The following is a 21,457-nucleotide window of genomic DNA, read 5'->3' on the forward strand; positions in this document are numbered from 1 at the left end:
CATCATGATACGAATAGCACCATCTTTATTGTCGGCGGATTTCGCGCGTTTAGGTCCAGAAGTTGCAGAGGCGGAAGCCAGTGGTGGAGATTGGATACATGTGGATGTAATGGACGGTCATTTTGTGCCGAATATCACGTTGGGTCCACCTATTGTAAAAGCTGTATCGTTACATACCAAGCTGCCACTTGATGTTCACTTGATGATTGAGTCACCAGAACGTTATATCCCTGATTTTGCTGCAGCAGGTGCAAGTGTGATCACCGTTCACGCTGAGGCATGCGTTCATTTGCATCGTGTGGTTCATCAGATTAAGGAACTGGGGCTGAAGGCAAGTGTAGCAATTAATCCGGGCACTCCGGCTTCAGCGGTGCGTGAGGTGCTGGAGGATGTGGATATGATTCTGGTGATGACCGTTAATCCAGGCTTTGGTGGTCAAGCATTCATTCCTAACACTTTGCGCAAAATCACTCAAATTCGAGAATGGGCGAATGAAGTGAATCCAGATTTATTGATCGAAGTCGATGGTGGAGTATCGGAAGAGACAGCACCATTAGTTGTGGCAGCTGGAGCCGATGTTTTGGTAGCGGGGAATGCAGTTTTTGGCCGGAGTGATCGTGCTGCGGCGATCCGGGGAATTCGAGAAGCAGCCGAATCAGCACTGCGTTAAAAAATAGGCTATTGAGACTAGAGGTATAGGCCAAGTCCTCGGTGCATAAATATGGTTACATGAGCAGAAATCTCATGTAGCCTTTTTTTGTTTTGGCAGGGAGGACTGCAGTTCGTTTCCGTTATTGACAAGAGGAAAGTCTCCTGCGTACGGCATGAATTGATGGGAGGGTAAATCATGAAATTTTACACGTTTAAGCTGCCAAGGTTTTTGGGAGGTTTTGTTAAAGCAATATTGAACACATTTCAGAAGAGTTAAGCCTCTAACAGAAAAGAAAACATGAAAAAAAGCACCTTACAAATGTAAAGGGTGCTTTTTGCTTCATATAAGTTATCGTTCGGTCTTAAAAATTGCTAAAGACTAAACGCGTTCAACTTTACCGGCTTTCAAAGCACGGGTGCTGACGTACACGCGTTTTGGTTTACCGTTCACGAGGATACGGACCTTCTGAACGTTAACTCCCCAAGAACGACGGTTGCGGTTATTAGCGTGAGACACGTGGTTGCCGCTGCTCGGTTTCTTGCCTGTTACTGCACATTTGCGGGACATAGATTACACCTCCTTATTCCTAACACCTGCATAAACAATACTTATCTATAATATCACAGCAAATTTTGCTACGTCAACCGATTCAAAAACATTTATTTCTTTTAATACTTATAGTACAATGTAAATTAGTGCATTATGTCCTGTTAATCATAGAATGATTAGGCATGAAGTTAGGAAGGGGAATTCTCAATTGAGTAAGCGTTCTATAAACGGAACAGATTTTACCGCTATGGTATTGGCTGGAGCGGATAAGCTGCAACAGCATGCAGAACACGTCAATTCCCTAAATGTTTTTCCGGTCCCAGACGGAGATACCGGTACAAACATGAATTTGACGATGACCGCAGGTGCGAATGAATTAAAGAAAAATAACACCACTTCTGTGGGCCAATGTGCAGGTGTACTCTCCAAGGGCTTATTAATGGGAGCTCGCGGGAATTCCGGCGTTATTTTGTCCCAGTTATTCAGAGGGTTTAGCAGGTATGCGGCTCAACATGATGAGCTTAATACACAGCAGTTCGCTGCTGCGCTGCAAACCGGAGTGGACGCTGCGTATAAAGCAGTTGTAAAGCCTGTAGAGGGAACTATTCTTACTGTAGCTAAAGAGGCTGCAAGACATGCTGTTTATTATGCCCGCCGTACTACTGACGTTGTGGAGCTGATGACAGAGGTATTAGCCAAAGCAAAAGAAGCCTTAGCTTATACGCCTGAGCAATTACCTGTATTGAAGCAAGTCGGTGTTGTAGATTCTGGCGGTCAAGGTTTGGTCTACATTTATGAAGGGTTTCACCAGCATCTGACGAACGGAAGTACCGGACTGTCTGAATCTGTGCAAGGACAAACCCACACACCCGTTGCACCAGCGCCTAAACCCGTGTTAACGAAACCTGAAAATGAACTGTTTTCTGTACAGTCTTCTGCACAGTCACAGCTATCTACTGAAGATATAGAATTTCTATATGATATGGAGTTTTTCATTAATCGCCAGTTAGGCGTTAACGTGAGAACTAATTTTGATGAGGAAGCTTTTAGGAAAGCGTTGTCAGTTAATGGCGATTCCATTATTGTGATTTCGGATGATGAGACGATTAAAGTGCATGTGCACTCTAAGGCTCCTGGTGAAGTGATGAACTTGGCTCTTCTTTATGGGGAGATCACGCAGATACACATTCTTAATATGCGAGAGCAGCATCGTGACCTGCTGACTGCGGGCATGGATATTGCACCAATGCCTGATGTGTTCGCTGATATGCCGAATGAGAAGAGCGCAGTGCAAATGTCTCCTGCTGAACCACCAGCTGATGATTTGGCACCTTACGGCTTCATTGCGGTATCTTCTGGCGCTGGTATTGCTGATATTTTCAAAAGCCTTGGAGTAGATGTAGTCCTTGCTGGTGGTCAAACAATGAATCCTAGCACGGAGGATTTCGTGAACGCGATCTCTTCTATATCTGCGAAGCATGTTTATATTTTGCCGAATAACTCGAACATTGTTCTTGCCGCTCAACAAGCTAAAGATCTTCTAGAAGGCGAACGTGAGATTACGGTGATTCCAAGTAAAAGTATTCCTCAGGGAATAGCAGCAGCTTTTGCGTTCCAAGAGGAAGATGCTGTGGAGACTAATTCTGAGAATATGCTGGAAGCAATCTCTCATGTGAAGTCCGGACAAGTAACGAACGCTGTGCGTGATACCAGCTTTGATGAGCTGGAGATTAAGTCGGGCCAATTTATTGGGATTTCTAATTCCAAAATTGTTGCTGCGGCAGATGATCTTTTGGCTGCAAGTCAGGCGCTGTTATCCAACATGCTGGAGAATGGCGACGAAATCGTCACGATCCTTATTGGCGCAGAAACAGAATCCGAGGCTACTGATTCTTTGAGTGAGTGGCTGGAAGAGACTTATCCCAATGTGGAAGTTGAGATTCATGAGGGTGGCCAACCCCTGTATTATTATCTGTTCTCTGTAGAGCCATAGATAAGAACTAATAGTTCTTTAACAATGGAGTAGAAATTTGCTATTGCGTAGTTGGCAAAATTATAGCTTGGGGGAGAAAATCCATGAATCGTACCATTATCGTCACCGACAGCACTTCAGATATCCCGCCAGCAATGGCGGAAACGTACGGAATTGAGGTAGTACCGTTGACCTTAATGTTCGGCGAAGAGGCTTTTAGGGACAATCTGGATATGACTCCGGAGCAGTTCTATGAGCGTCTTCCCCGTACCTCACAGCTGCCGACTACTTCTCAACCCTCACCGGTTGAATATATGAATGTGTACCGCAGTATTCTGGAGCGTAACCCGGGCTGTTCTATCCTTTCCTTTCATATTTCTTCTGGACTGAGCGGGACTTATCAATCTGCATTGCTGGCTAAATCGATGCTGGAGGAAGAGGGAGAAGGAATCACTGTTGTAGATTCTCTCTCCGCTTCTTATGGTTTTGGATTTATGGTAGTGGAAGCTGCCAGAATGTCTGCTGAAGGCAAAGGGCCTGAAGAGATACTTGAGGCTGTAGAAAGCCTACGTCAATCGCGTAAGCTTTACTTCTTAGTAGATACACTTGAATATTTACAAAAAGGCGGGAGAATTGGGAAAGCCTCCGCTATTCTGGGGACACTTCTGAATATTAAGCCGATATTGTCCATTGATGCAGAGGGGATTATTTATGCGGTGGAGAAAGTTAGAGGCCGTAAGAAGGCTGTCGCCCGTATGATTGAACTGTTCAAGCGGGATCTGCAGGGTGTAAACAAAATCAATGTGGCCGTGGGTCATACGGCTGAACCGGCTTCCGGCGAAGAGTTCCTGAATGAGCTTGCAGGACACTTCACGTTGGAAGAAAAAGTGCTGACCAACGTTGGCCCTGTCGTGGGCAGCCATGTCGGTAACGGTACATTAGCTGTGTTCATTTGGCCTGCAAAATGAGGGATAAATATGACACTGGCATTAAATCAAATTGAAGTAAAAAACATAACTGGCGTGAGTGCTCAAAAGCAAAGCGAGCTTCACGCCTTTGGCGTCTTTACAGTAAAGGATTTATTAGAGTATTATCCGTTCCGCTACGAGGATTATCGTCCCCGCTCGCTTAGCGAGACTAAACACGGGGATAAAGTGACCGTAGAGGCAAAAGTAATCGGTATCCCTGTGCTGCAGCGCTTTGGCGGCAAGTCACGTCTTAGCTGTAAGATGGTTGCAGAGCCCTGGATGTTCACAGCAACCTGGTTTAACCGCCATTACGTAAGAGAGCAACTCACTGTGGGGCGGGAAATTGTGCTGACCGGAAAATGGGATCAGAAGCGCAATCAGATTACAGTGACTGATTATGAATTTCCGGATCGTGGTGAAGGAAAGACAGGAACACTGCAGCCAGTCTATTCAGTAGGTGGCAAGATCACGCAGTCGTGGATCAGGAAGGTTATTAATCAGGGACTTCAGCAGTATGGGGATCTGATTCCAGAGATTTTACCGCATTCTATTATGAGGGAATATGACTTCATGCCGCGTAAACGGGCCATTGCCACTATTCATAGCCCTGAGGACACTCGTGAAGGGCAGCAGGGGCGCCGTAGGATGGTATATGAGGAACTATTCCTGTTCCAGTTGAAGATGCAAGCGTTCAGGGTTCTGAACCGCGGGCGGATGGATGGGGTAGTTCACACAGTGGATAACGCGACGGTACGCCAGTTCGTGCGCAGTCTGCCCTTTGAGCTTACAGATGCACAGAAACGTGTAGAGCTGGAGATTTTACATGATCTGCGTTCACCATATTGCATGAATCGTCTGCTGCAAGGAGATGTTGGCTCGGGTAAAACAGTGCTTGCAGCTGTGGCGCTTTTTGCTACGGTAAGATCTGGTTTTCAGGGCGCACTTATGGTGCCTACAGAGATTTTAGCAGAGCAGCATATGCGTTCACTTACCAGAATGTTTGAGCCGTTTGGGATTACTGTAGGACTCCTGACGGGCAGTGTGACTGGCCGAAAACGTAAAGAATTATTGGCTTCGTTGCAAATGGGGATGCTTGATATCGTGGTAGGAACACATGCTTTGATTCAGGAGGATGTATTTTTCCGTGATCTGGGTCTTGTGGTAACTGACGAGCAGCATCGTTTTGGTGTGAATCAGCGTGGTGTATTGCGGCGTAAAGGATATAATCCGGATGTACTGACGATGACGGCGACGCCTATTCCTCGTACGCTTGCTATCTCTGTTTTTGGCGATATGGATGTATCCACTTTATCTGAAAGGCCGAAAGGCCGGGTGCCAATAACTAGTTACTGGGTAAAGCATGATCTCATGGATCGTGTGCTGAATCTGATTAAGCGTGAAATTGATCTCGGTCGTCAAGCTTATCTGATCTGCCCGCTCATTGAAGAGTCTGAGAAGCTGGATGTGCAGAATGCTATTGATTTGCATATTCAGATGAGCCAAGCTTTCCCTAGCTATAAAGTTGGGCTTTTACATGGTAAAATGACTCCCGCTGAAAAAGATGAAGTGATGCGGGCGTTTTATAACAATGAGCTGCAGCTGCTTGTGTCCACTACGGTGGTGGAGGTGGGTGTAGACGTTCCTAATGCAACATTGATGATCATTATGGATGCGGATCGTTTTGGCTTGTCACAGCTGCACCAGCTGCGTGGACGGGTAGGAAGAGGGCAGCATGCCTCTTTTTGTGTGTTGGTAGCTGATCCAAAATCTGAAATCGGACGTGAGCGAATGACTGCCATGACCGATACGGATGACGGATTTGAGATTTCCCGAAGGGATTTGGAGCTGCGTGGTCCGGGGGACTTTTTTGGGACAAAGCAGAGTGGATTGCCGGAGTTTCGGCTGGCAGATATGACGGCTGACTTTGAAATTCTGGAGCAGGCGCGGGATGATGTTGCAGAGCTCCTTAAGGATGAAGCCTTTTGGACATCACCTGAATATGCATCTCTTCGGCATTATTTACAGAGTGAACAGATCTTCCAAGGAGAATTAATTGACTAACTAGGCACATGTAGCACCGAAGGCTCATATACTGTGAAAGATTGGATATGACGGGAGGTGCTACACTTGGGTTATCAACAATTCGGAATTAGCCCTCAGTTGGTGGATCGCATCAAGCTGAAGATGAAAAACTCGACTGTGAAGGATCGTATCAAAAGTATGATTGAGGGCATCTCGAAACAGGAGCTGCAGGATCCTGCGGTTGTTCGCAGATTGGTACGGAAAGCGTCAGGTGTATTGAACGAGAAACTGACCTCGACACAGGAAGAACAAATTGTAAAGTTTATCATCGCGCAGAAAATCGATCCGAACAACACCTTTCATTTAATCCGCTTGTGGGGAATGTTCCGTTAAGTAGCGGATTAAATGAAAAGTAGGGGTTGTCCATAGATGTTTTTTTCATCGTATGTGACAGTCTGCAAGCAGCGATCCTCCTATTATTGGAGGATCGCTGCTTTGCGTTTTTGGCCGTAGTTACGGCTTGCTGAATAGTGACTCTATTTCGGACAAATCGTTGCCACCGAATCATAGTCATTCGTCGTCCGGTACCGCTGAATTATATTCATCCATCGTTTGATGCCACCGAATCATGGTCATCCACCGTCCGCTGATCCCGAATCATAGTCTTCTACCGTCCGATATATCGTAGAAATATGATCATTTGCTATCCGATACCGCCAAATTATATCCATCCTACATCTCATACCACTGAATCATAGTCATCCATCGTCCGCAGACCCCGAATCATAGTTATCCACCGTCCGATCCCGCTGAATCATGTTCATCCGCAGAGGCATTCGGACTCCAATGACGTTATTCACAAATATATCGCCTTTGGAGCAAGGTATCGGACCCCAGTGCAGTTATTCATAAGAAATAGGCTCATAGTTGGCGTTTTTGGTGCCAATAGGGGCTATGCGGTCCGATAGCATCCAAAATTCAGGATAATTCCGCGTATAAGGTCTGCTGTGTCCGATGCCATCGAATCACATTCATCTGCCGTGGGGTACCGCTGAATTATGTTTATCCACCGTCTGATGCTACCGAATCATGTTTATCCAATCGTCCGCTGCCCCCGAATCATAGTCACCCGCCGTCCGATGTCGCCGAATCATGTTCATCCGCAGAGGCATTCGGACTCCAATGACGTTATTCACAAATATATCGCCTTTGGAGCAAGGTATCGGACCCCAGTGCAGTTATTCATAAGAAATAGGCTCATAGTTGGCGTTTTTGGTGCCAATAGGGGCTATGCGGTCCGATAGCATCCAAAATTCAGGATAATTCCGCGTATAAGGTCCGCTGTGTCCGATGCCATCGAATCACATTCATCTGCCGTGGGGTACCGCTGAATTATGTTTATCCACCGTCTGATGCTACCGAATCATGTTTATCCAATCGTCCGCTGCCCCCGAATCATAGTCATCCACCGTCCGATCCCGCTGAATCATGTTCATCCCCTGAGGCATTCGGACTCCAATGACGTTATTCACAAATATATCGCCTTTGGAGCAAGGTATCGGACCCCAGTGCAGTTATTCATAAGAAATAGACTCATAGTTGGCATTTTTTGTGCCAATAGGGGCTATGCGGTCCGATAGCATCTGAAATTCAGGATAATTTCGCGTATAAGGTCCGCTGTGTCCGATAGCTGCCTCAATCGCGCAAACATGTTAGATTAAGCGAAGCTTGAGGCCTCGATCAAGAAGTTTGAGACCTCACTCCGAAAATCAGTTGCGATCAAAGGCTAAATTTAAAAAGAAGGGAGCGCTCCAGCCATTTTCCTGGCTTAAGGGCACTCCCCTTTTTTATTCGTGTAAGCGTGTTTGTCTATGATCTTTAGTGGCTGATCTGAATACAATTTGGCTCTCTGAATCACACTGTAAAACGAGTGCCCGAAGATGATCTTCTTCCATTCTGTTCGTTAGACAAAACAACGTGCTAACCTCTCCATCTTGCCCTGAACCTTCGGCAATCGCAGCTTCTCGGTTTAAGGATGTTGCAATTGCTTGCTGAATGTCCAAACATCTGCTGCTGGTAATCCAAGCAGTGCGGGAGTGGGATAATCCCCGTAGTGAGATACGAACACCTTCGAAAGCCAGCAGGTAGGCAATAATAGAATACATCGCTTGCTCCCAACCGAACAATGTACCTGCAAAAAGCAGAATTGCACAGTTCAGGATCATAATAACGACTTCCGTTGACTTTGGAGGTCCGCCGCTCAACAGAGAATATCCCTGGTCACTGGCTTGTTTATTTACACCACCGAATCTTACAGATATTCCAATACCTACTCCTAGACAGATGCCTCCTGCCATTGCGGCAGGTAAAGGATCGCTAATCACAGCAGGAAAACGATGCAGCGCAAGAGACGCGATGGTTAGGCAGGTTAATCCCAAAACAGTGTAAAGAGCAAAGCGGAGATTTACTTGCTTTCGCGACATAAATATAAAGGGCAGATTGAATAGAAATAGAAACAATCCAAGCTGCATTTCAGTAGTATGAGCGAATAATGCGGATAAACCTGTAATCCCGCCGACAACTAGGCCATGTGGCATTAAAAATAATTCCAATCCTACAGCAGCAAGCAATGCTCCGGCAATGACTGTAAGAACTCGGAAGGTAGAGCTTCTTTGTAGCTGTTGACGTTGATTTATTTTGTTCTGCATAGTTTTTTCCTCCTTCAACAGGGGAAACGACCTTACTTATTTTCAGTGGCTATGGCAGATTTTTTGGATATTCGTGCATCATGTCGTTTCTCAAAGTTGAATACTTTATCCAGTATTTTATAAATCTATTTAGATTCTTGTCAGACAATGTCCAAGGATAACAAGGATCAGCACGTAAATGGCTGCAAAAGTCTGCGAAAGGCTGCGAATAGCTGTGATTGCTCGCAAAAGGCTGCAAATGCCTGCGAATAGCTGCGAGTGGCCGCGAATGGTCGCAAATGGCTGCGAATGGTCGCAAGTGGCTGAAAATAGCTGCGAATAGCTGCAAATAGCTGTGAATGGTTACAGATAGTGAGGAATGGCCAGCACTCCGCCTGCTTTACCCAAATTGGCTATAACAATTTAAAGTTTATCCCGCGAGAACATAGGCATCCAATGATAGATGAAGCATGAAGGTTGTGACCAACGCTACGTCCGGCCCGCAAGCCTTGCAACGAAGTTGCCAATCAGTATAACGATAACTGCTGCAAGGGAGTAACAGAGCGCCTCACCGCCTAAGGGAGGTGGATGTACCTCAGTCTCAAGCTGAAGAAGAAGATGGCACCTAAGAAATAACGAAATAGGATCACGAGCTTTTCAATTCGTCTCTCATGTTCAATTTCAGCGAGAACAAGTCCACTAGTAGTGCGCCAATAACTTCTGTCTGCTAGATGAGTGGTCTCGGAAAATCCGGCAATCAAGAATAGTGCTGCGAATATTAATAATGCAAAAGCGCACCGGAACGGATATCCAGAACAAGGTTCAGCCAAGATACTTGCTTTCTTCCGGTGGATAATGAGCAATGCGAGCATGTATACCCACCGGGAAATCTGCTTCTCTATAATTCATGATACATAAGATTTTTATCAATCGAAGTTCTAAATTCCCTTCAGCCGACATTCATTTAGGGCAGAGGTGAACTTCGCTAAGGTAGTGATATTAGAAAATGAGACGTGAATTTTAACAGGTACAGCCGCAGTCGAAGCAGAAATTTATAAATCACTGGACGGAACAGCAAAGAAAGTACAGGGAGTATTGCAACTACCGCAAGATACTTCGTTCCCCACTGTTCGGTTATTTTGATGGTTCCTACCTGAGGGGTTATTTGAGGTGCAATCCTTACGGGAGGTGTAAACTTTCGCTCGTAGCGTTCAATTTCGGATGTCGTTGATTCTTGCTCCGTAGTGAATAATCCTCCAGACCAGGCAGGTGGGAAAGAGAACATCATTCCCAGAATTAGGACGATACGAAGAAAGCAATGTAGTGATAAACGCGCTATATATTGCACCGAAATAACACCTCCCGACTGTATGTAGTATAAAAAGCATACCATACCTTTTCCTTTGAATCCAAATTGTTTTGTGAAAAAAATTCATATATAGAGGATGAAAACATGAAACCGAACGGGAAAAATGACGTATTTCGCAGCATAGATAACTTTTATTATCAAGTTTCAGTCAGGAGGGATAAATTTGAGCGAATGGCAGGATTTTAACGGTTTTGATGAACGCAGCTTTTTCGGAAGCTTCATTCATGAGATGCCACTGTTTTTTAAATTATTTGCTTTACTTTTTCTTGGCCTTTTCGTTTTTATAATTGTTAAATCAGTGAGAATCTGGATGTCCAATAACGCAAGTCCTCTGATAAAAGCAAACTGCACAGCGGTCACCAAACGAACCGAGGTGTGGGGTGGATCTGGTGAATCGAGAGCAAATACTAGTTATTACGTTACGTTTGAGTTTGCCGATGGCTCTCGATTGGAGTTACAGGTAAGAGATCAGGATTTTGGCCTGATTGTAGAAGGGGACCGGGGCGAACTCCTGTATCAAGGGACTAGGTTTAAAAGCTTTAATCGGGATTTGAAGAAAGAATATCTAAATTTCTAAAAAAGTACATACCATTCAAGAATCACCATGCCTGTTTTGGGTAAAACTCATATGAGAGGTTTTACCAGATCTCAATTCTGGAAGGAGGCTATGGTCTTGAATTCAAATGATCCACAATCGCAAGGGCTGGTACCCTTCCATACACTGAGCGAGGAAGAAGTGCTGAATAGGCTGGAAACTCGGAAAGAGGGTTTATCTTCCGATGAAGCGGCTAAACTTCTGGAGCGATATGGGAAGAATGTACTGCAAGAAGCGAAGACTAAATCGCTATTAGAAAAGTTTATCGAACAATTTAAAAATGTAATGATCTTTATTTTGCTAGTAGCAGCTGTATTGTCAGGAGTTTTGGGGGAATGGACGGATACGATTATTATTTTGCTTGTAGTCATTCTGAACGCGGTGCTTGGAGTTATTCAGGAAAATAAGGCGGAGCAGGCACTCGATGCGCTTAAAAGCATGTCCTCTCCGCATGCCAGAGTAAGACGTTCAGGTCAGGTTACTGAGATAAAAAGTGAAGACCTCGTACCCGGGGATATCGTATTACTGGAAGCCGGAAATGTAGTTCCGGCGGATATAAGACTTTTGGAAGCCGCATCGTTAAAGACGGAGGAAGCCGCGCTTACAGGAGAATCATTGCCATCAGAAAAGCGGGCCGGTGTGCTTGAAGGTAGCGACATTGTAATCGGCGACCGCACCAATATGGCTTATATGAGCAGCAGTGTTACTTATGGCCGGGCGGTTGGTGTCGTTACAACAACAGGAATGCAGACGGAGGTCGGTAGAATTGCCGGTTATATCTCGGAGGAAGATAATGATGTAACACCGCTGCAAAAAAAGCTGGATGAACTAGGGAAATATTTCACCTTTATTATTCTTGGCGTTTGCGTGATTATCTTTGCCGTTGGGATCTTCGAGGGAAGAGAGCTAATGGATATGCTACTCACCTCGATCTCACTTGCGGTAGCGGCTATCCCGGAAGGGCTGCCAGCAATTGTTACGATCATTCTCGCGCTTGGTGTGCAGCGAATGGCGGGACGAAAAGCGATCATTCGCAAGCTTCCTGCCGTGGAGACACTCGGAAGTACAGAGATTATATGCTCCGATAAGACAGGTACTTTAACATTAAATAAAATGACTGTCGAAAAAGTACATGTCAACGGAAAGACCACTGATTCCAGTGCAGGACTTGAAGGGATTCCTGGTGGTGAGTTATTGCTTCAAGCTATGACGCTTTGTAATGACTCCAGCATTGACGAAGGAAAGACTCCTAGTGAAACTGAAGCAAAAGCTGGAACCAAGGATCCCCAAAACAAGAGCGGAAAAGCAATCATCGGCGATCCGACGGAGACCGCGTTAGTCGATTATGCGCTTAGTATAGGTACTGACAAAAGGGAGCTGGAAAAGAAATATCCACGTAAAAATGAGCTGCCTTTTGACTCCGATCGCAAGCTGATGACAACGATTCATGAGGTCGAAGCTGGACGTTACCGTGTGCTGACAAAGGGTGCACCAGATGTACTTTTGTCCAAATGCAGCCATATCTATGTTGATGGAGAAATGGTACCTCTACAAGACGAACATAAGCGGAATATCATGGAGAGTAATAAAATGCTTGCAAATGACGCACTTCGAGTGTTGGCGTTTGCTTTCCGAGATGAGGAGCAGTTGCCGACCGATCTCTCACCAGATACGACGGAGAAAGAGTTAGTATTTATTGGTTTGGTTGGTATGATAGACCCGCCTCGGGAGGAAGTACGGGATGCGGTAGCCATTTGCCGTAAAGCGGGAATAAGACCTGTAATGATTACAGGGGATCATCGTGATACAGCAGCGGCTATTGCCAAAAGATTAGGGATTATTGAAGATGAATCAGGTGTATTAACGGGCAGTGAGCTGGATAAATTCAGCGAAGAGGAATTTGCGGAGAAGGTTACCGATTATTCGGTTTATGCACGCGTCTCTCCTGAACACAAGGTGCGTATCGTTAAGGCATGGCGGCAAAAAGGAAAAATTGTGGCGATGACCGGAGATGGTGTAAATGATGCTCCTGCACTTAAATCATCCGATATTGGTGTGGGCATGGGGATAACCGGAACGGACGTTGCCAAGGGTGTATCAGATATGGTGCTTGCCGACGATAACTTTACGACTATAGTTGTTGCCGTTGAAGAAGGACGGAAAGTTTACAGCAATATCCGCAAAGCAATCCAGTTCCTTCTCTCGGCTAATCTTGGGGAAGTGCTGACATTATTTATCGCGACTATGATTGGTTGGCGTATTCTAGAGCCGATCCATATCCTGTGGATTAATCTCGTTACGGATACCTTACCTGCACTTGCCCTCGGGCTTGAGAAAGCCGGTGAGGATGTAATGGCGAAGAAGCCGCGTAAAGCAAGCAGTAGCATCTTTGCTGGCGGTGTAGGCATCGGGATTATATATCAAGGGATTATAGAAGCGGCGCTTACGTTATTCGTGTACCAATGGGCGCATACGCATTACAATGAAGGTATTGCGGTTACAATGGCCTTTGCCACATTAGGATTACTGCAAATTGCCCATGCCTTTAACGTCAGATCCAATAAAAAATCGCTATTCCAGATCGGTTGGTTCAGCAATCGTTATATGTTATGGGCGTCGCTGATCTCTATACTAATGCTTGTGCTTGTGATCATCATCCCGGGCTTAAACGACTGGTTTGGAGTCTCACATTTAAGTGGATTACAGTGGGGAATAGTATGTGCAGCAGCCGTAGCGATTATTGTTATAGTAGAACTTGTAAAGCTGTTTGTCCGGATAAGCGGAAGGGGCAAGAGCTGGGATTAAGAAATGGATAAGAGTTGTAGTCAAAAAAGCCTGAATCCCTTCAATAGGGAATCAGGCTTTTTGAATGATTTCTTTTAAAGTATGGGAAGCTTATAAAACACGCTGCATATGGAGGATTACATTACTCCAATAACCTGAGTCGAGGTCACTGATCTGAACTCCGGGTTCACCCCAAGTGTGGATAAACTTTCCGTCTCCAATGTAAATACCGACATGACCAGGTATAGCATCACTTTCAAATCGCCCGGGAACGGTAAAGAAAATAAGATCTCCTACATCCAGTTCGCTTCGACTTACACGAGTACCTAAATTGTCTTGATCTTTAGCTAAACGAGGTAAGCTGACACCGAATTTTTTGAATACATGCCTTGTAAAAGAAGAGCAATCAAATTTTTTGGTTTCTTCATAAGATCCAGCGCCAAAGTCGTAAGGTACACCTAAGAAATTTTTGGCAAAAGCGACTAACTCCTTTTTATCCGCTTCGGAAATACTTTGAATGCGTAAAGGTTTAGATTCACTCGTGGATTCGACCGAAGATAATTTTTCGATAGTCTTACGTTCGGATGGTGTAGCAATGTTTATCTCACCCGACTGGGGATTCCAGCCTACTTCTGTTTGCAGAAATTTGGACAAGGCTAAAGGGGTGATATAGATTTGCCCTTCTTGCCGTCTAGGGGCTTGTGGCAGTGTGATTTTTTCCCCAAGTGAGAATACCTGTGGTGAGCCAGGGCGCAGCATATACATAACATCGCTATAACCGATTTTAGTGTATCCATCACGTGAACCATCATCCTTCATCCGGTATCCGAGGGAAGTAACCGCAGGCTTGAGTGGAATCCAATACTTTCCCTGAGCGTCAGTAATTGCAGATTGTTCATAATAACTGGAGGCGTTTTTTCCATCAGGAGTTAGCGCGTTAACCTTAGGTTTTTGCGATTGAGATGAATAACCGCAGGATGAACTCGTTAAAGCGACAGCAAGCAATACAGTAGCGGTGGTTAGTAGTCTTTTGTGATTATTAGCCATTTAACACGCTCCATCTTCAAACTGTAAATTAAGTTTGTGCAGGGCGATTTTTTTTATGTAAAAGAAATAAAGGCAATCGCTGTAAGAGACAACCAAGCATTACCTGTTTTGATGTCATATATTCTTCAGAATTTGAAATCTATGGAAATATGATAAGTGATTGACGGATAAACAACCTCCATATAATATAGGTTTAATAGATTTCTATCATTAATGTGAGGTACGTGTAAGCTTATGCTTTAATGCTTTTATCGATAAAAGTGATAATGCTGAGTCGCTCACCTTGATGTATGCGTTAATAAACTAATGAAATGGGGTACTTTGATGAAAAAGAGAAACATTTTGGCGGGATTAAGCTTATGCTTCATGCTCGTAGCAGCTGGTTGTGGCAACAATAACACTGCTGGAAACTCAGGAAATGCAGCGAATTCCGGTAATTCCCCTACGAATGCAGGAGCAGCAGATTCAAAAACGTACAAAATTGCGATTTCGCAATATGTGGAGCACCCCTCACTTGATGCTACACGCGAAGGAATTCTCGCTGCTTTGAAGGATGCAGGAATCGTTGAGGGCGAGAACCTGAAGGTTGACCTTGAGAATGCACAGGCTGACCAAGCGAATAACTTGTCCATTGCTCAAAAGATCGCCGCTGACTCTAATGATTTGGTATTGGCAATTGCAACGCCTTCCGCTCAATCAATTGTTCAAGCACTTAGCAAAGCAAGTAAGGATACACCGATTTTATTCGCAGCAGTAACTGACCCACTCGACGCGAAGATTGTCACGGATCTGGAGCATCCAGGTGGAAATGTATCAGGTGTATCGGACACCAATCCCGAAGCGATTAACAGATTAATGCAATTTATAGCTACCCAATTTCCTAACGTGAAAAAGCTGGGCATCGTTATTAATGAAGGTGAACCAAATGCAGTAATTATGGCTGAGATTGCTAAAAAAGAGTTGGATAAGCATGGAATCGAGCTAGTGAAGGCTGCCATCACGAATACCTCTGAAGTCAAACAAGCTGCAGAATCACTTGTGGGTCGTGTAGATGCATTCTACATTACTTTGGATAACACAGTCGTAAGTGCAGTGGATACCATAATTCAAACAGCTAATGACAAGAAAATCCCCTTCTTCTCCAGTGACCGTGATACGGTTGAAAAGGGAGCTTTCGCCACCGTTGGTTTTAAATATTTCGATCATGGCTATCAAGTGGGTCAAATGGCCGTGGATATTTTGAAAAATGGTAAAAAGCCAGCTGATATGAAAGTAACCATGCAAGAAAAACTCGATCTCATTCTTAACCTGAAATCTGCAGCAGCGCAAGGCATAGAAGTGACTGATGCAATGAAGGCAGAAGTTGCCGATCAAGCTACCAATATTATTCAATAAGCCATTATATAGGGGCGATTTCGTGAGAACGCCCCTTTCCGCTCGAAGGAGGAAGTCATCTATGTTAAATTCGATGCTCGGGGCCGTTGAAATGGGACTGCTTTACGCATTTATGGCTTTAGGTGTATACATTACCTTTCGTATTCTTGATTTCCCTGATTTGACTGTAGATGGGAGCTTTACCACTGGTGGTGCCATAGCCGCTGTTATGATTACTAACGGTTATGCACCATGGCTTGCTACCCTGGCCGCTATTGCTGGCGGAATGCTGGCAGGAATGTGTACGGGCCTATTACATACGAAAGGCAAGATTAATGGACTGTTATCCGGGATTTTGATGATGATTGCACTCTATTCCATTAATCTGCGGATATTTGGTGGCAAACCGAACTGGTCTTTAATGGGTGACACTACCTTGTTCACTTCCATTGATCCTCTGCTCGTTCTGCCGTTTGTAGTTATTTTTGTGAAAATAGTAATGGATTTATTCCTGCGTACAGATCTTGGACTTGCGCTGCGGGCTACTGGAGATAATGCAAGAATGATCCGTAGTCTGGGTGTAAACACGGATAATACCACTATTCTTGGCGTCAGTTTATCCAATGGAATGGTGGCGCTCTCGGGGGCGCTAATCACTCAGTATTCTACTTTTGCGGATTCCTCTATGGGTATTGGGATGATTGTAATCGGGTTAGCTTCGGTGATCATCGGTGAAGCCATATTCGGTGCCAAAAATGTATTTCGGGCCACATTGGCTGTTGTGCTCGGATCCATAGTTTACCGGATCGTAGTTGCACTTGCCTTGCGGGTACCGTGGCTGAAAGCTTCGGATCTTAAGCTGATCACAGCAATTATCGTTATTTTCGCTCTTGTATTCCCGTCGATTCAGCGTTTCCTGAAGCAGAAGAATATGGCGCGGAGGCGTTCCGTTGAATTAGCTGAGCAGGCGCTAAGCAGCAAGAGAGGGGGCACCATCGATGCTTAAACTGGAGAACGTATCTAAGCTGTTCAATCCCGGAACACCCGATGAGAAAATAGCGCTGCTCGGCATTGATTTGGAGCTTCTTCCCGGTGATTTTGTCACCATCATTGGAAGTAATGGAGCTGGCAAATCTACGCTGATGAACATTATTTCCGGTGTCATGAAGCCGGATCTGGGTACAGCCAGCATTGAAGGGAATTCAATCAGCCATTTGGCGGAATTTCAACGGAGTCGCTGGATCGGCCGTGTCTTTCAGGACCCAATGGCGGGTACGGCTCCACATATGACGATTGAAGAAAATTTAGCTATGGCTTATAAAAGAGGTAAAAGCAGAGGGTTAACCTTTGGCGTAAATAAAGCAAAAAGAGCTTTGTTTCGTGATGAGCTAAGTAGGCTGGGGATTGGGCTGGAAGATCGCCTGCGGGCAAAAGTAGGGTTGTTGTCAGGTGGAGAGAGACAAGCGCTAAGCCTGCTAATGGCGACCTTTACTCAACCGCAAATTTTACTTTTAGATGAACATACAGCAGCCCTTGACCCTTCTCGTGCGGAGCTGATTACTAAACTGACAGAGTCCATTGTCCGTGAGATGAAGTTAACCACCCTAATGGTTACTCATAACATGGAACAGGCCATTCGTCTTGGCAATCGTCTGATCATGATGGATAAGGGCCGTATTATTTTGGATATCGATGAGGAACGTAAAAAAGATCTTACTGTAGAACGGTTGCTCGGAGAATTCGAGACAATCAGCGGACATAAATTGGCAGATGACCGAATGATGCTTGGCTAGTCAGTTGTAGGTGTGGAGGTAGCTCAATATAAGGGCTTGAAGTGAAGTCTGATTCTGGATTTCATTTCGAGCCCTTTTTTACATAGGAATTTTTTCGCCGAGCCATTATACTATCCTTAGCTTTCAGTTCACGTAAATTTACCCAAATGGAACATTATGGTTTATAATGGAATTATAGTGATAATAAATGAAAATTATCATATTTAGGGAGCGGAGAATGCAGATGATTTGGAAAAATGTTAGCGCTTACAAAAGTTCGGGCATTTTCAACAAAATGATACTGATTATTTCCTTTTTGCTTCTACTTTCCTTTTTATTCTCTTTGACCGTCTTGCAATATGTATATCGTATCTATGACAAGCAAATTTATGAAAAGGCCTCTGAGGTACTGGGGATGTCCTCTATAAGCATCGAAAATGCCCTAAGAGAATTGGATCAGCTTTCTTTTACAGTCGTATCTGATGAGCAAATTCAAGAATGCCTGCGCCAATTGCAGAATGATCCACAGCCTTATGAAAGACAAGTTCTACATAACAAGATCATAAACAGGCTGGTTGCTTTTGCAGGGGCAGAGAAATACGTTTATTCCATGATGCTGATGGATACGAGTGGCGGAGTAATGACTGCGGGTAATCGTGAAGGGGTATCACAGGATCTGCAGGATCAGTTAAAGCCGTTAGCTGCGGAAGCTAGTGGAAGTATAGTGTGGTATCCGCAAGGAAACAGAAATTCACTTTTGGCGGTTCGGCAGATTAAATCTTATACAGGGTCAACGTTTACGCTGGATGATCTGGGAACACTTGTGATCCGTATTCGGATCGATCTAATCATTGCGGATAGTACGAGCGATACCGACCAATTAATCGCAGTTGACGCCACGACGGGACAGGCAATCTATCCTGAAGCGCCGATTCTTTTGCCAGAAGAGCTTAAAGAAGAGACAGAACGTCCGGAGCTATATCGCACGGCCAAATATCAAGAAGGTACTTATTTTATAACTAAGACGAAATCATCTTATATAGATTGGATCTACATCAATGCAACTCCATTTAATGAGATGTTCAAACATATTACTTTTGTCAAAAAGCTGGTCGTCATCATATTCGCACTAATCTTATTAATTGGTCTCCTTTTAGGCTACAGGCTTGCTCGTAGTATTGTACGTCCGATCTCTAAGCTGACCAAAAAAATGAAGCAAATCGAGAAGGGCGATCTGGACAATCTGGAGGAACAGTCATTAGGTGTGGTTTCACAGACTGCGCAGGACGAGGTTAGTCAGCTAAACCGGACTTTTAAAATGATGATCCGCAGGATCAGAGAGCTTATTGATGAGAACTATGCGAAGCAGCTGATAATTAGAGAGACCGAGCTGAAAGCATTACAGGCCCAGATTAATCCGCATTTTTTGTACAATACACTGGAATCGATCAACTGGTTAGCCAAAATGAACAAACAAGCCAAAATCTCAGAAATGGTAGAAGCGCTCGGTTACTTGTTCCGCAGCTCTATTGGTCTCAAGGATCCGCTGATTACACTTGAAAAAGAGATCACTATCGTGCGCAATTATGTCATTATCCAGAAAACACGGTTTGATGAGAGGCTAGATTTCCGGATGGATGTACCTGAACATCTGCATGACGCTTTGATTCCAAAGCTGACCTTGCAGCCTTTAATCGAAAATGCTATCCGCTATGCACTAGAGCCTAATATTGAACCGTGCACCATTTCTATAACAGTTAGTGAAGAAGAGCAGGGCCTCGATATCAGAGTCAGTGATAATGGACCGGGAATGAGCCCTGAATTTATCAAAGATTTGCAGATGGGGAGAGTTAAGACCCGTGGAGAAGGCATCGGCTTAGCTAACATCGCGGAACGGATTCAAATCGTCTTCGGCCCTGAATGGGGCACAGTCATAGAAAGTGAGCCGGGTCAAGGAACAACTATACATGTGCGTATACCTTACTTAAAAGGAGTGCTAGAGAATGTATAAACTGCTGCTGGTGGATGATGAACGACTGATTCTGGAAGGGATATCGCAGGTTGTGGACTGGGGACGAGCGGGAACAGAGCTTGTAGGCACGGCGTGGAACGGGCTTGAGGCTTTGGTGAAAATAGAGGAGCTTAGCCCAGAAATTGTGATCACTGATATTTCTATGCCTGGTTTAGACGGTTTGGGACTGGTGCAAAAATGCAGTGAACGATTTCCAGATGTGAAATTCATTATGCTGACTGGTTATAAGGATTTTGATTATGCTTGTATTGCTATGCAGAACGGGGTCAAACATTATCTTTTAAAGCCGTGCAATGAGAATCAGATCCATGAGGCACTGGTTGAGCTGGTAGCAGAGCTCGATGAACAGAAGAGCCGGGGCGAATTCGTAAATAGTATGAAACAACGTCTACAGAAGGTATTGCCCCATGTGAAAGAACAATTTTTGAAGGAATGGATCTCTAACAAAACTTATGGAAGTCAGGATCTAGAGTATTATCAGGAACTATTCGGCATTGAGCTTAATGACAAAACGGTGCGCTTGCTCCTGTTCCGGCTAGAGGGATCTTATGAATATGAGCAATTGTTCGCTCTGCAAAATATTGCCCAGGACGTACTTCAGGAAACACTCCTGAGTGCGACGATAGGCGGTCATTTATTAATATTACTGGAAGACGAAGGTAATACGGTGCAGAACAGCCCCCTGCTTAAACGTATCGCTGAAGTAAGAGAGGTATTCTGCAAGTTTTATAAAATGGATGTGACAATCGCGATTAGTGATGCTGACCTTATGATTCATTCCCGGAGATTGTATCGTCAGACCTTGCAGTGCCTGAACCATCGTTTTTATTTGGAGGCGGGCGGTTTGATTACCGGAAGTGATATCCCAAGTGATGAGCTAAGTGGAAGAAATGATATCGAGTTAGATGAAGAGCATATTTGTCTACTTATAAAAGCAGGCGATCAAAATACGGTAGAGCTGGAATTGGAACGATTATTCAACTTGCTCGCTGATGAACGGTCAGATATTAACGTGACGCGTTCTTATGTTTTGCAGTTATACTCCGCTATGATTCGTTTAGCAGTCCCTGATGAAAGAAATAGCTTCACATCAGGCTTGGCGGAGCTTGCCGAAATTAGAACCTTGGGAGGTTTAAAAGCATACGTCAAAGAGGCAGCGGTTCGCTTAACAGCGATGTATGACCGACATTTTAGTTCCCGGCAATCACTTATTGTAGACAAAATGTTCAAAATTATCGCAGAGGATTACAAGAATGCAGAGCTGTCGCTTAGCTCGGTCGCTGCTGAAATGTTATATATGAATCCCGACTATCTAGGCAAAATATTCAAGAAAATTACCGGGGAGAAATTCTCGAATTACGTAACCAATTACCGGATTGCTAAAGCATCGGAGCATATTTTGAGAAGTGGGGATGTAAGAGTATTTGAGCTGGCTGAAATGTTCGGCTTCGGTGGAAATGCACAATATTTCAGTCAGGTATTTAAAAAAGTAACCGGCCAGACCCCTACAGATTTCATGAAACCCCCTCAAGCGAACTGATTATTGAACAAACAAGACGGTTTTTTGTATTCAATAATCACGGAATATTTGAGAAAATTTAACCAATGAAAGCGCTACCTAAAGGGATCAGAGC

18 protein-coding genes are annotated in these 21,457 nt (G+C 44.5%); 14 read left to right on the forward strand and 4 right to left on the reverse strand.

Features of this window, described 5'->3' with window-relative positions:
• Positions 1 to 4 precede the first annotated feature (4 nt).
• On the forward strand, positions 5 to 670 hold the full coding sequence (rpe, locus tag MHH60_RS09160; protein ID WP_076136152.1) for a ribulose-phosphate 3-epimerase: 666 nt from the start codon (positions 5 to 7) through the stop codon (positions 668 to 670).
• Positions 671 to 847: 177 nt separating this feature from the next.
• Positions 848 to 928 carry a stage V sporulation protein SpoVM gene (gene spoVM, locus MHH60_RS09165; protein ID WP_020431362.1) on the forward strand — a complete coding sequence of 27 codons (81 nt, stop codon included), beginning with the start codon at positions 848 to 850 and terminating at the stop codon, positions 926 to 928.
• A gap of 102 nt (positions 929 to 1,030) precedes the next feature.
• Here the strand turns inward: spoVM and rpmB are convergent, their stop codons facing one another.
• The gene (gene rpmB, locus MHH60_RS09170) at positions 1,031 to 1,219 is read right to left on the reverse strand and encodes a 50S ribosomal protein L28 (protein WP_036686205.1); all 189 of its coding nucleotides are present in this window, start codon (positions 1,217 to 1,219) and stop codon (positions 1,031 to 1,033) included.
• Positions 1,220 to 1,409: 190 nt separating this feature from the next.
• On the opposite strand from rpmB, the gene MHH60_RS09175 reads away from it, so the two are divergent.
• The 4 genes from MHH60_RS09175 (at position 1,410) to MHH60_RS09190 (ending at position 6,556) form a co-directional block, all read left to right on the forward strand.
• Positions 1,410 to 3,194, forward strand: coding sequence for a DAK2 domain-containing protein (locus tag MHH60_RS09175; protein ID WP_076136154.1), 1,785 nt, complete (start codon positions 1,410 to 1,412; stop codon positions 3,192 to 3,194).
• A gap of 83 nt (positions 3,195 to 3,277) precedes the next feature.
• Positions 3,278 to 4,141: a DegV family protein gene (locus tag MHH60_RS09180; protein ID WP_036686209.1), complete on the forward strand. Its 864-nt coding sequence runs from the start codon at positions 3,278 to 3,280 to the stop codon at positions 4,139 to 4,141.
• A 9-nt stretch (positions 4,142 to 4,150) separates the two neighbouring features.
• A complete protein-coding gene (gene recG / locus MHH60_RS09185) occupies positions 4,151 to 6,202 on the forward strand; it encodes an ATP-dependent DNA helicase RecG (protein WP_076136156.1) in 2,052 nt (683 codons plus the stop codon).
• Positions 6,203 to 6,268: 66 nt separating this feature from the next.
• Positions 6,269 to 6,556 (forward strand): stage VI sporulation protein F, encoded by a 288-nt coding sequence (locus MHH60_RS09190; protein ID WP_036686212.1) that lies wholly within the window; start codon positions 6,269 to 6,271, stop codon positions 6,554 to 6,556.
• A 1,454-nt stretch (positions 6,557 to 8,010) separates the two neighbouring features.
• On the opposite strand, the gene MHH60_RS09195 is transcribed toward MHH60_RS09190, so the two are convergent.
• The gene (locus tag MHH60_RS09195) at positions 8,011 to 8,871 is read right to left on the reverse strand and encodes a YitT family protein (RefSeq protein WP_076135455.1); all 861 of its coding nucleotides are present in this window, start codon (positions 8,869 to 8,871) and stop codon (positions 8,011 to 8,013) included.
• 178 nt (positions 8,872 to 9,049) lie between these two features.
• Between MHH60_RS09195 and MHH60_RS09200 the strand changes: the two genes are divergently transcribed.
• On the forward strand, positions 9,050 to 9,193 hold the full coding sequence (locus tag MHH60_RS09200) for a hypothetical protein (protein WP_162636728.1): 144 nt from the start codon (positions 9,050 to 9,052) through the stop codon (positions 9,191 to 9,193).
• A gap of 642 nt (positions 9,194 to 9,835) precedes the next feature.
• Here the strand turns inward: MHH60_RS09200 and MHH60_RS09205 are convergent.
• The gene (locus tag MHH60_RS09205) at positions 9,836 to 10,198 is read right to left on the reverse strand and encodes a hypothetical protein (RefSeq protein WP_076135459.1); all 363 of its coding nucleotides are present in this window, start codon (positions 10,196 to 10,198) and stop codon (positions 9,836 to 9,838) included.
• Between the two features lie 184 nt (positions 10,199 to 10,382).
• Here MHH60_RS09205 and MHH60_RS09210 point away from each other — a divergent pair, with 184 nt between their 5' ends.
• Both MHH60_RS09210 and MHH60_RS09215 read left to right on the forward strand, forming a co-directional pair.
• Positions 10,383 to 10,796, forward strand: a complete 414-nt coding sequence (locus MHH60_RS09210) for a DUF2500 domain-containing protein (RefSeq protein ID WP_256715124.1) — start codon at positions 10,383 to 10,385, stop codon at positions 10,794 to 10,796.
• Between the two features lie 126 nt (positions 10,797 to 10,922).
• Positions 10,923 to 13,619 carry a calcium-translocating P-type ATPase, SERCA-type gene (locus MHH60_RS09215; RefSeq protein ID WP_218640677.1) on the forward strand — a complete coding sequence of 899 codons (2,697 nt, stop codon included), beginning with the start codon at positions 10,923 to 10,925 and terminating at the stop codon, positions 13,617 to 13,619.
• A 90-nt stretch (positions 13,620 to 13,709) separates the two neighbouring features.
• Here the strand turns inward: MHH60_RS09215 and MHH60_RS09220 are convergent, their stop codons facing one another.
• Positions 13,710 to 14,645 carry a C40 family peptidase gene (locus MHH60_RS09220; protein WP_076135462.1) on the reverse strand — a complete coding sequence of 312 codons (936 nt, stop codon included), beginning with the start codon at positions 14,643 to 14,645 and terminating at the stop codon, positions 13,710 to 13,712.
• A gap of 324 nt (positions 14,646 to 14,969) precedes the next feature.
• Here MHH60_RS09220 and MHH60_RS09225 point away from each other — a divergent pair, with 324 nt between their 5' ends.
• The 5 genes from MHH60_RS09225 to MHH60_RS09245 all read left to right on the forward strand — a co-directional run bounded on the left by MHH60_RS09225 (position 14,970) and on the right by MHH60_RS09245 (position 21,363).
• Positions 14,970 to 16,040, forward strand: coding sequence for an ABC transporter substrate-binding protein (locus MHH60_RS09225; RefSeq protein WP_076135464.1), 1,071 nt, complete (start codon positions 14,970 to 14,972; stop codon positions 16,038 to 16,040).
• A gap of 61 nt (positions 16,041 to 16,101) precedes the next feature.
• Entirely contained in the window at positions 16,102 to 17,025 is a 924-nt protein-coding gene (locus MHH60_RS09230; protein ID WP_036686219.1) for an ABC transporter permease, read from the forward strand.
• Entirely contained in the window at positions 17,018 to 17,812 is a 795-nt protein-coding gene (locus MHH60_RS09235) for an ABC transporter ATP-binding protein (protein ID WP_076135466.1), read from the forward strand. The genes MHH60_RS09230 and MHH60_RS09235 overlap by 8 nt, the downstream gene beginning before the upstream one ends.
• A 223-nt stretch (positions 17,813 to 18,035) precedes the next feature.
• The gene (locus MHH60_RS09240) at positions 18,036 to 19,802 is read left to right on the forward strand and encodes a sensor histidine kinase (protein WP_076135748.1); all 1,767 of its coding nucleotides are present in this window, start codon (positions 18,036 to 18,038) and stop codon (positions 19,800 to 19,802) included.
• Entirely contained in the window at positions 19,795 to 21,363 is a 1,569-nt protein-coding gene (locus MHH60_RS09245) for a response regulator transcription factor (protein WP_076135468.1), read from the forward strand. Before MHH60_RS09240 ends, MHH60_RS09245 begins: the two co-directional genes overlap by 8 nt.
• Positions 21,364 to 21,457 lie beyond the last annotated feature (94 nt).

This window comes from Paenibacillus sp. FSL H7-0716, from assembly GCF_038002705.1.
In the GTDB taxonomy this organism is placed as follows: domain Bacteria; phylum Bacillota; class Bacilli; order Paenibacillales; family Paenibacillaceae; genus Paenibacillus_AQ; species Paenibacillus_AQ odorifer.

Bases quoted from the DNA above. Each gene is read 5' to 3' on its own strand.
- MHH60_RS09195 (WP_076135455.1), bottom strand. From the start codon at position 8,871: ATGCAGAACAAAATAAATCAACGTCAACAGCTACAAAGAAGCTCTACC.
- MHH60_RS09245 (WP_076135468.1), top strand. From the start codon at position 19,795: ATGTATAAACTGCTGCTGGTGGATGATGAACGACTGATTCTGGAAGGG.
- MHH60_RS09200 (WP_162636728.1), top strand. From the start codon at position 9,050: ATGGCTGCAAAAGTCTGCGAAAGGCTGCGAATAGCTGTGATTGCTCGC.
- recG (WP_076136156.1), top strand. From the start codon at position 4,151: ATGACACTGGCATTAAATCAAATTGAAGTAAAAAACATAACTGGCGTG.
- MHH60_RS09230 (WP_036686219.1), top strand. From the start codon at position 16,102: ATGTTAAATTCGATGCTCGGGGCCGTTGAAATGGGACTGCTTTACGCA.
- rpe (WP_076136152.1), top strand. From the start codon at position 5: ATGATACGAATAGCACCATCTTTATTGTCGGCGGATTTCGCGCGTTTA.
- MHH60_RS09220 (WP_076135462.1), bottom strand. From the start codon at position 14,645: ATGGCTAATAATCACAAAAGACTACTAACCACCGCTACTGTATTGCTT.
- spoVM (WP_020431362.1), top strand. From the start codon at position 848: ATGAAATTTTACACGTTTAAGCTGCCAAGGTTTTTGGGAGGTTTTGTT.
- MHH60_RS09240 (WP_076135748.1), top strand. From the start codon at position 18,036: ATGATTTGGAAAAATGTTAGCGCTTACAAAAGTTCGGGCATTTTCAAC.
- MHH60_RS09225 (WP_076135464.1), top strand. From the start codon at position 14,970: ATGAAAAAGAGAAACATTTTGGCGGGATTAAGCTTATGCTTCATGCTC.
- MHH60_RS09235 (WP_076135466.1), top strand. From the start codon at position 17,018: ATGCTTAAACTGGAGAACGTATCTAAGCTGTTCAATCCCGGAACACCC.
- rpmB (WP_036686205.1), bottom strand. From the start codon at position 1,219: ATGTCCCGCAAATGTGCAGTAACAGGCAAGAAACCGAGCAGCGGCAAC.
- MHH60_RS09180 (WP_036686209.1), top strand. From the start codon at position 3,278: ATGAATCGTACCATTATCGTCACCGACAGCACTTCAGATATCCCGCCA.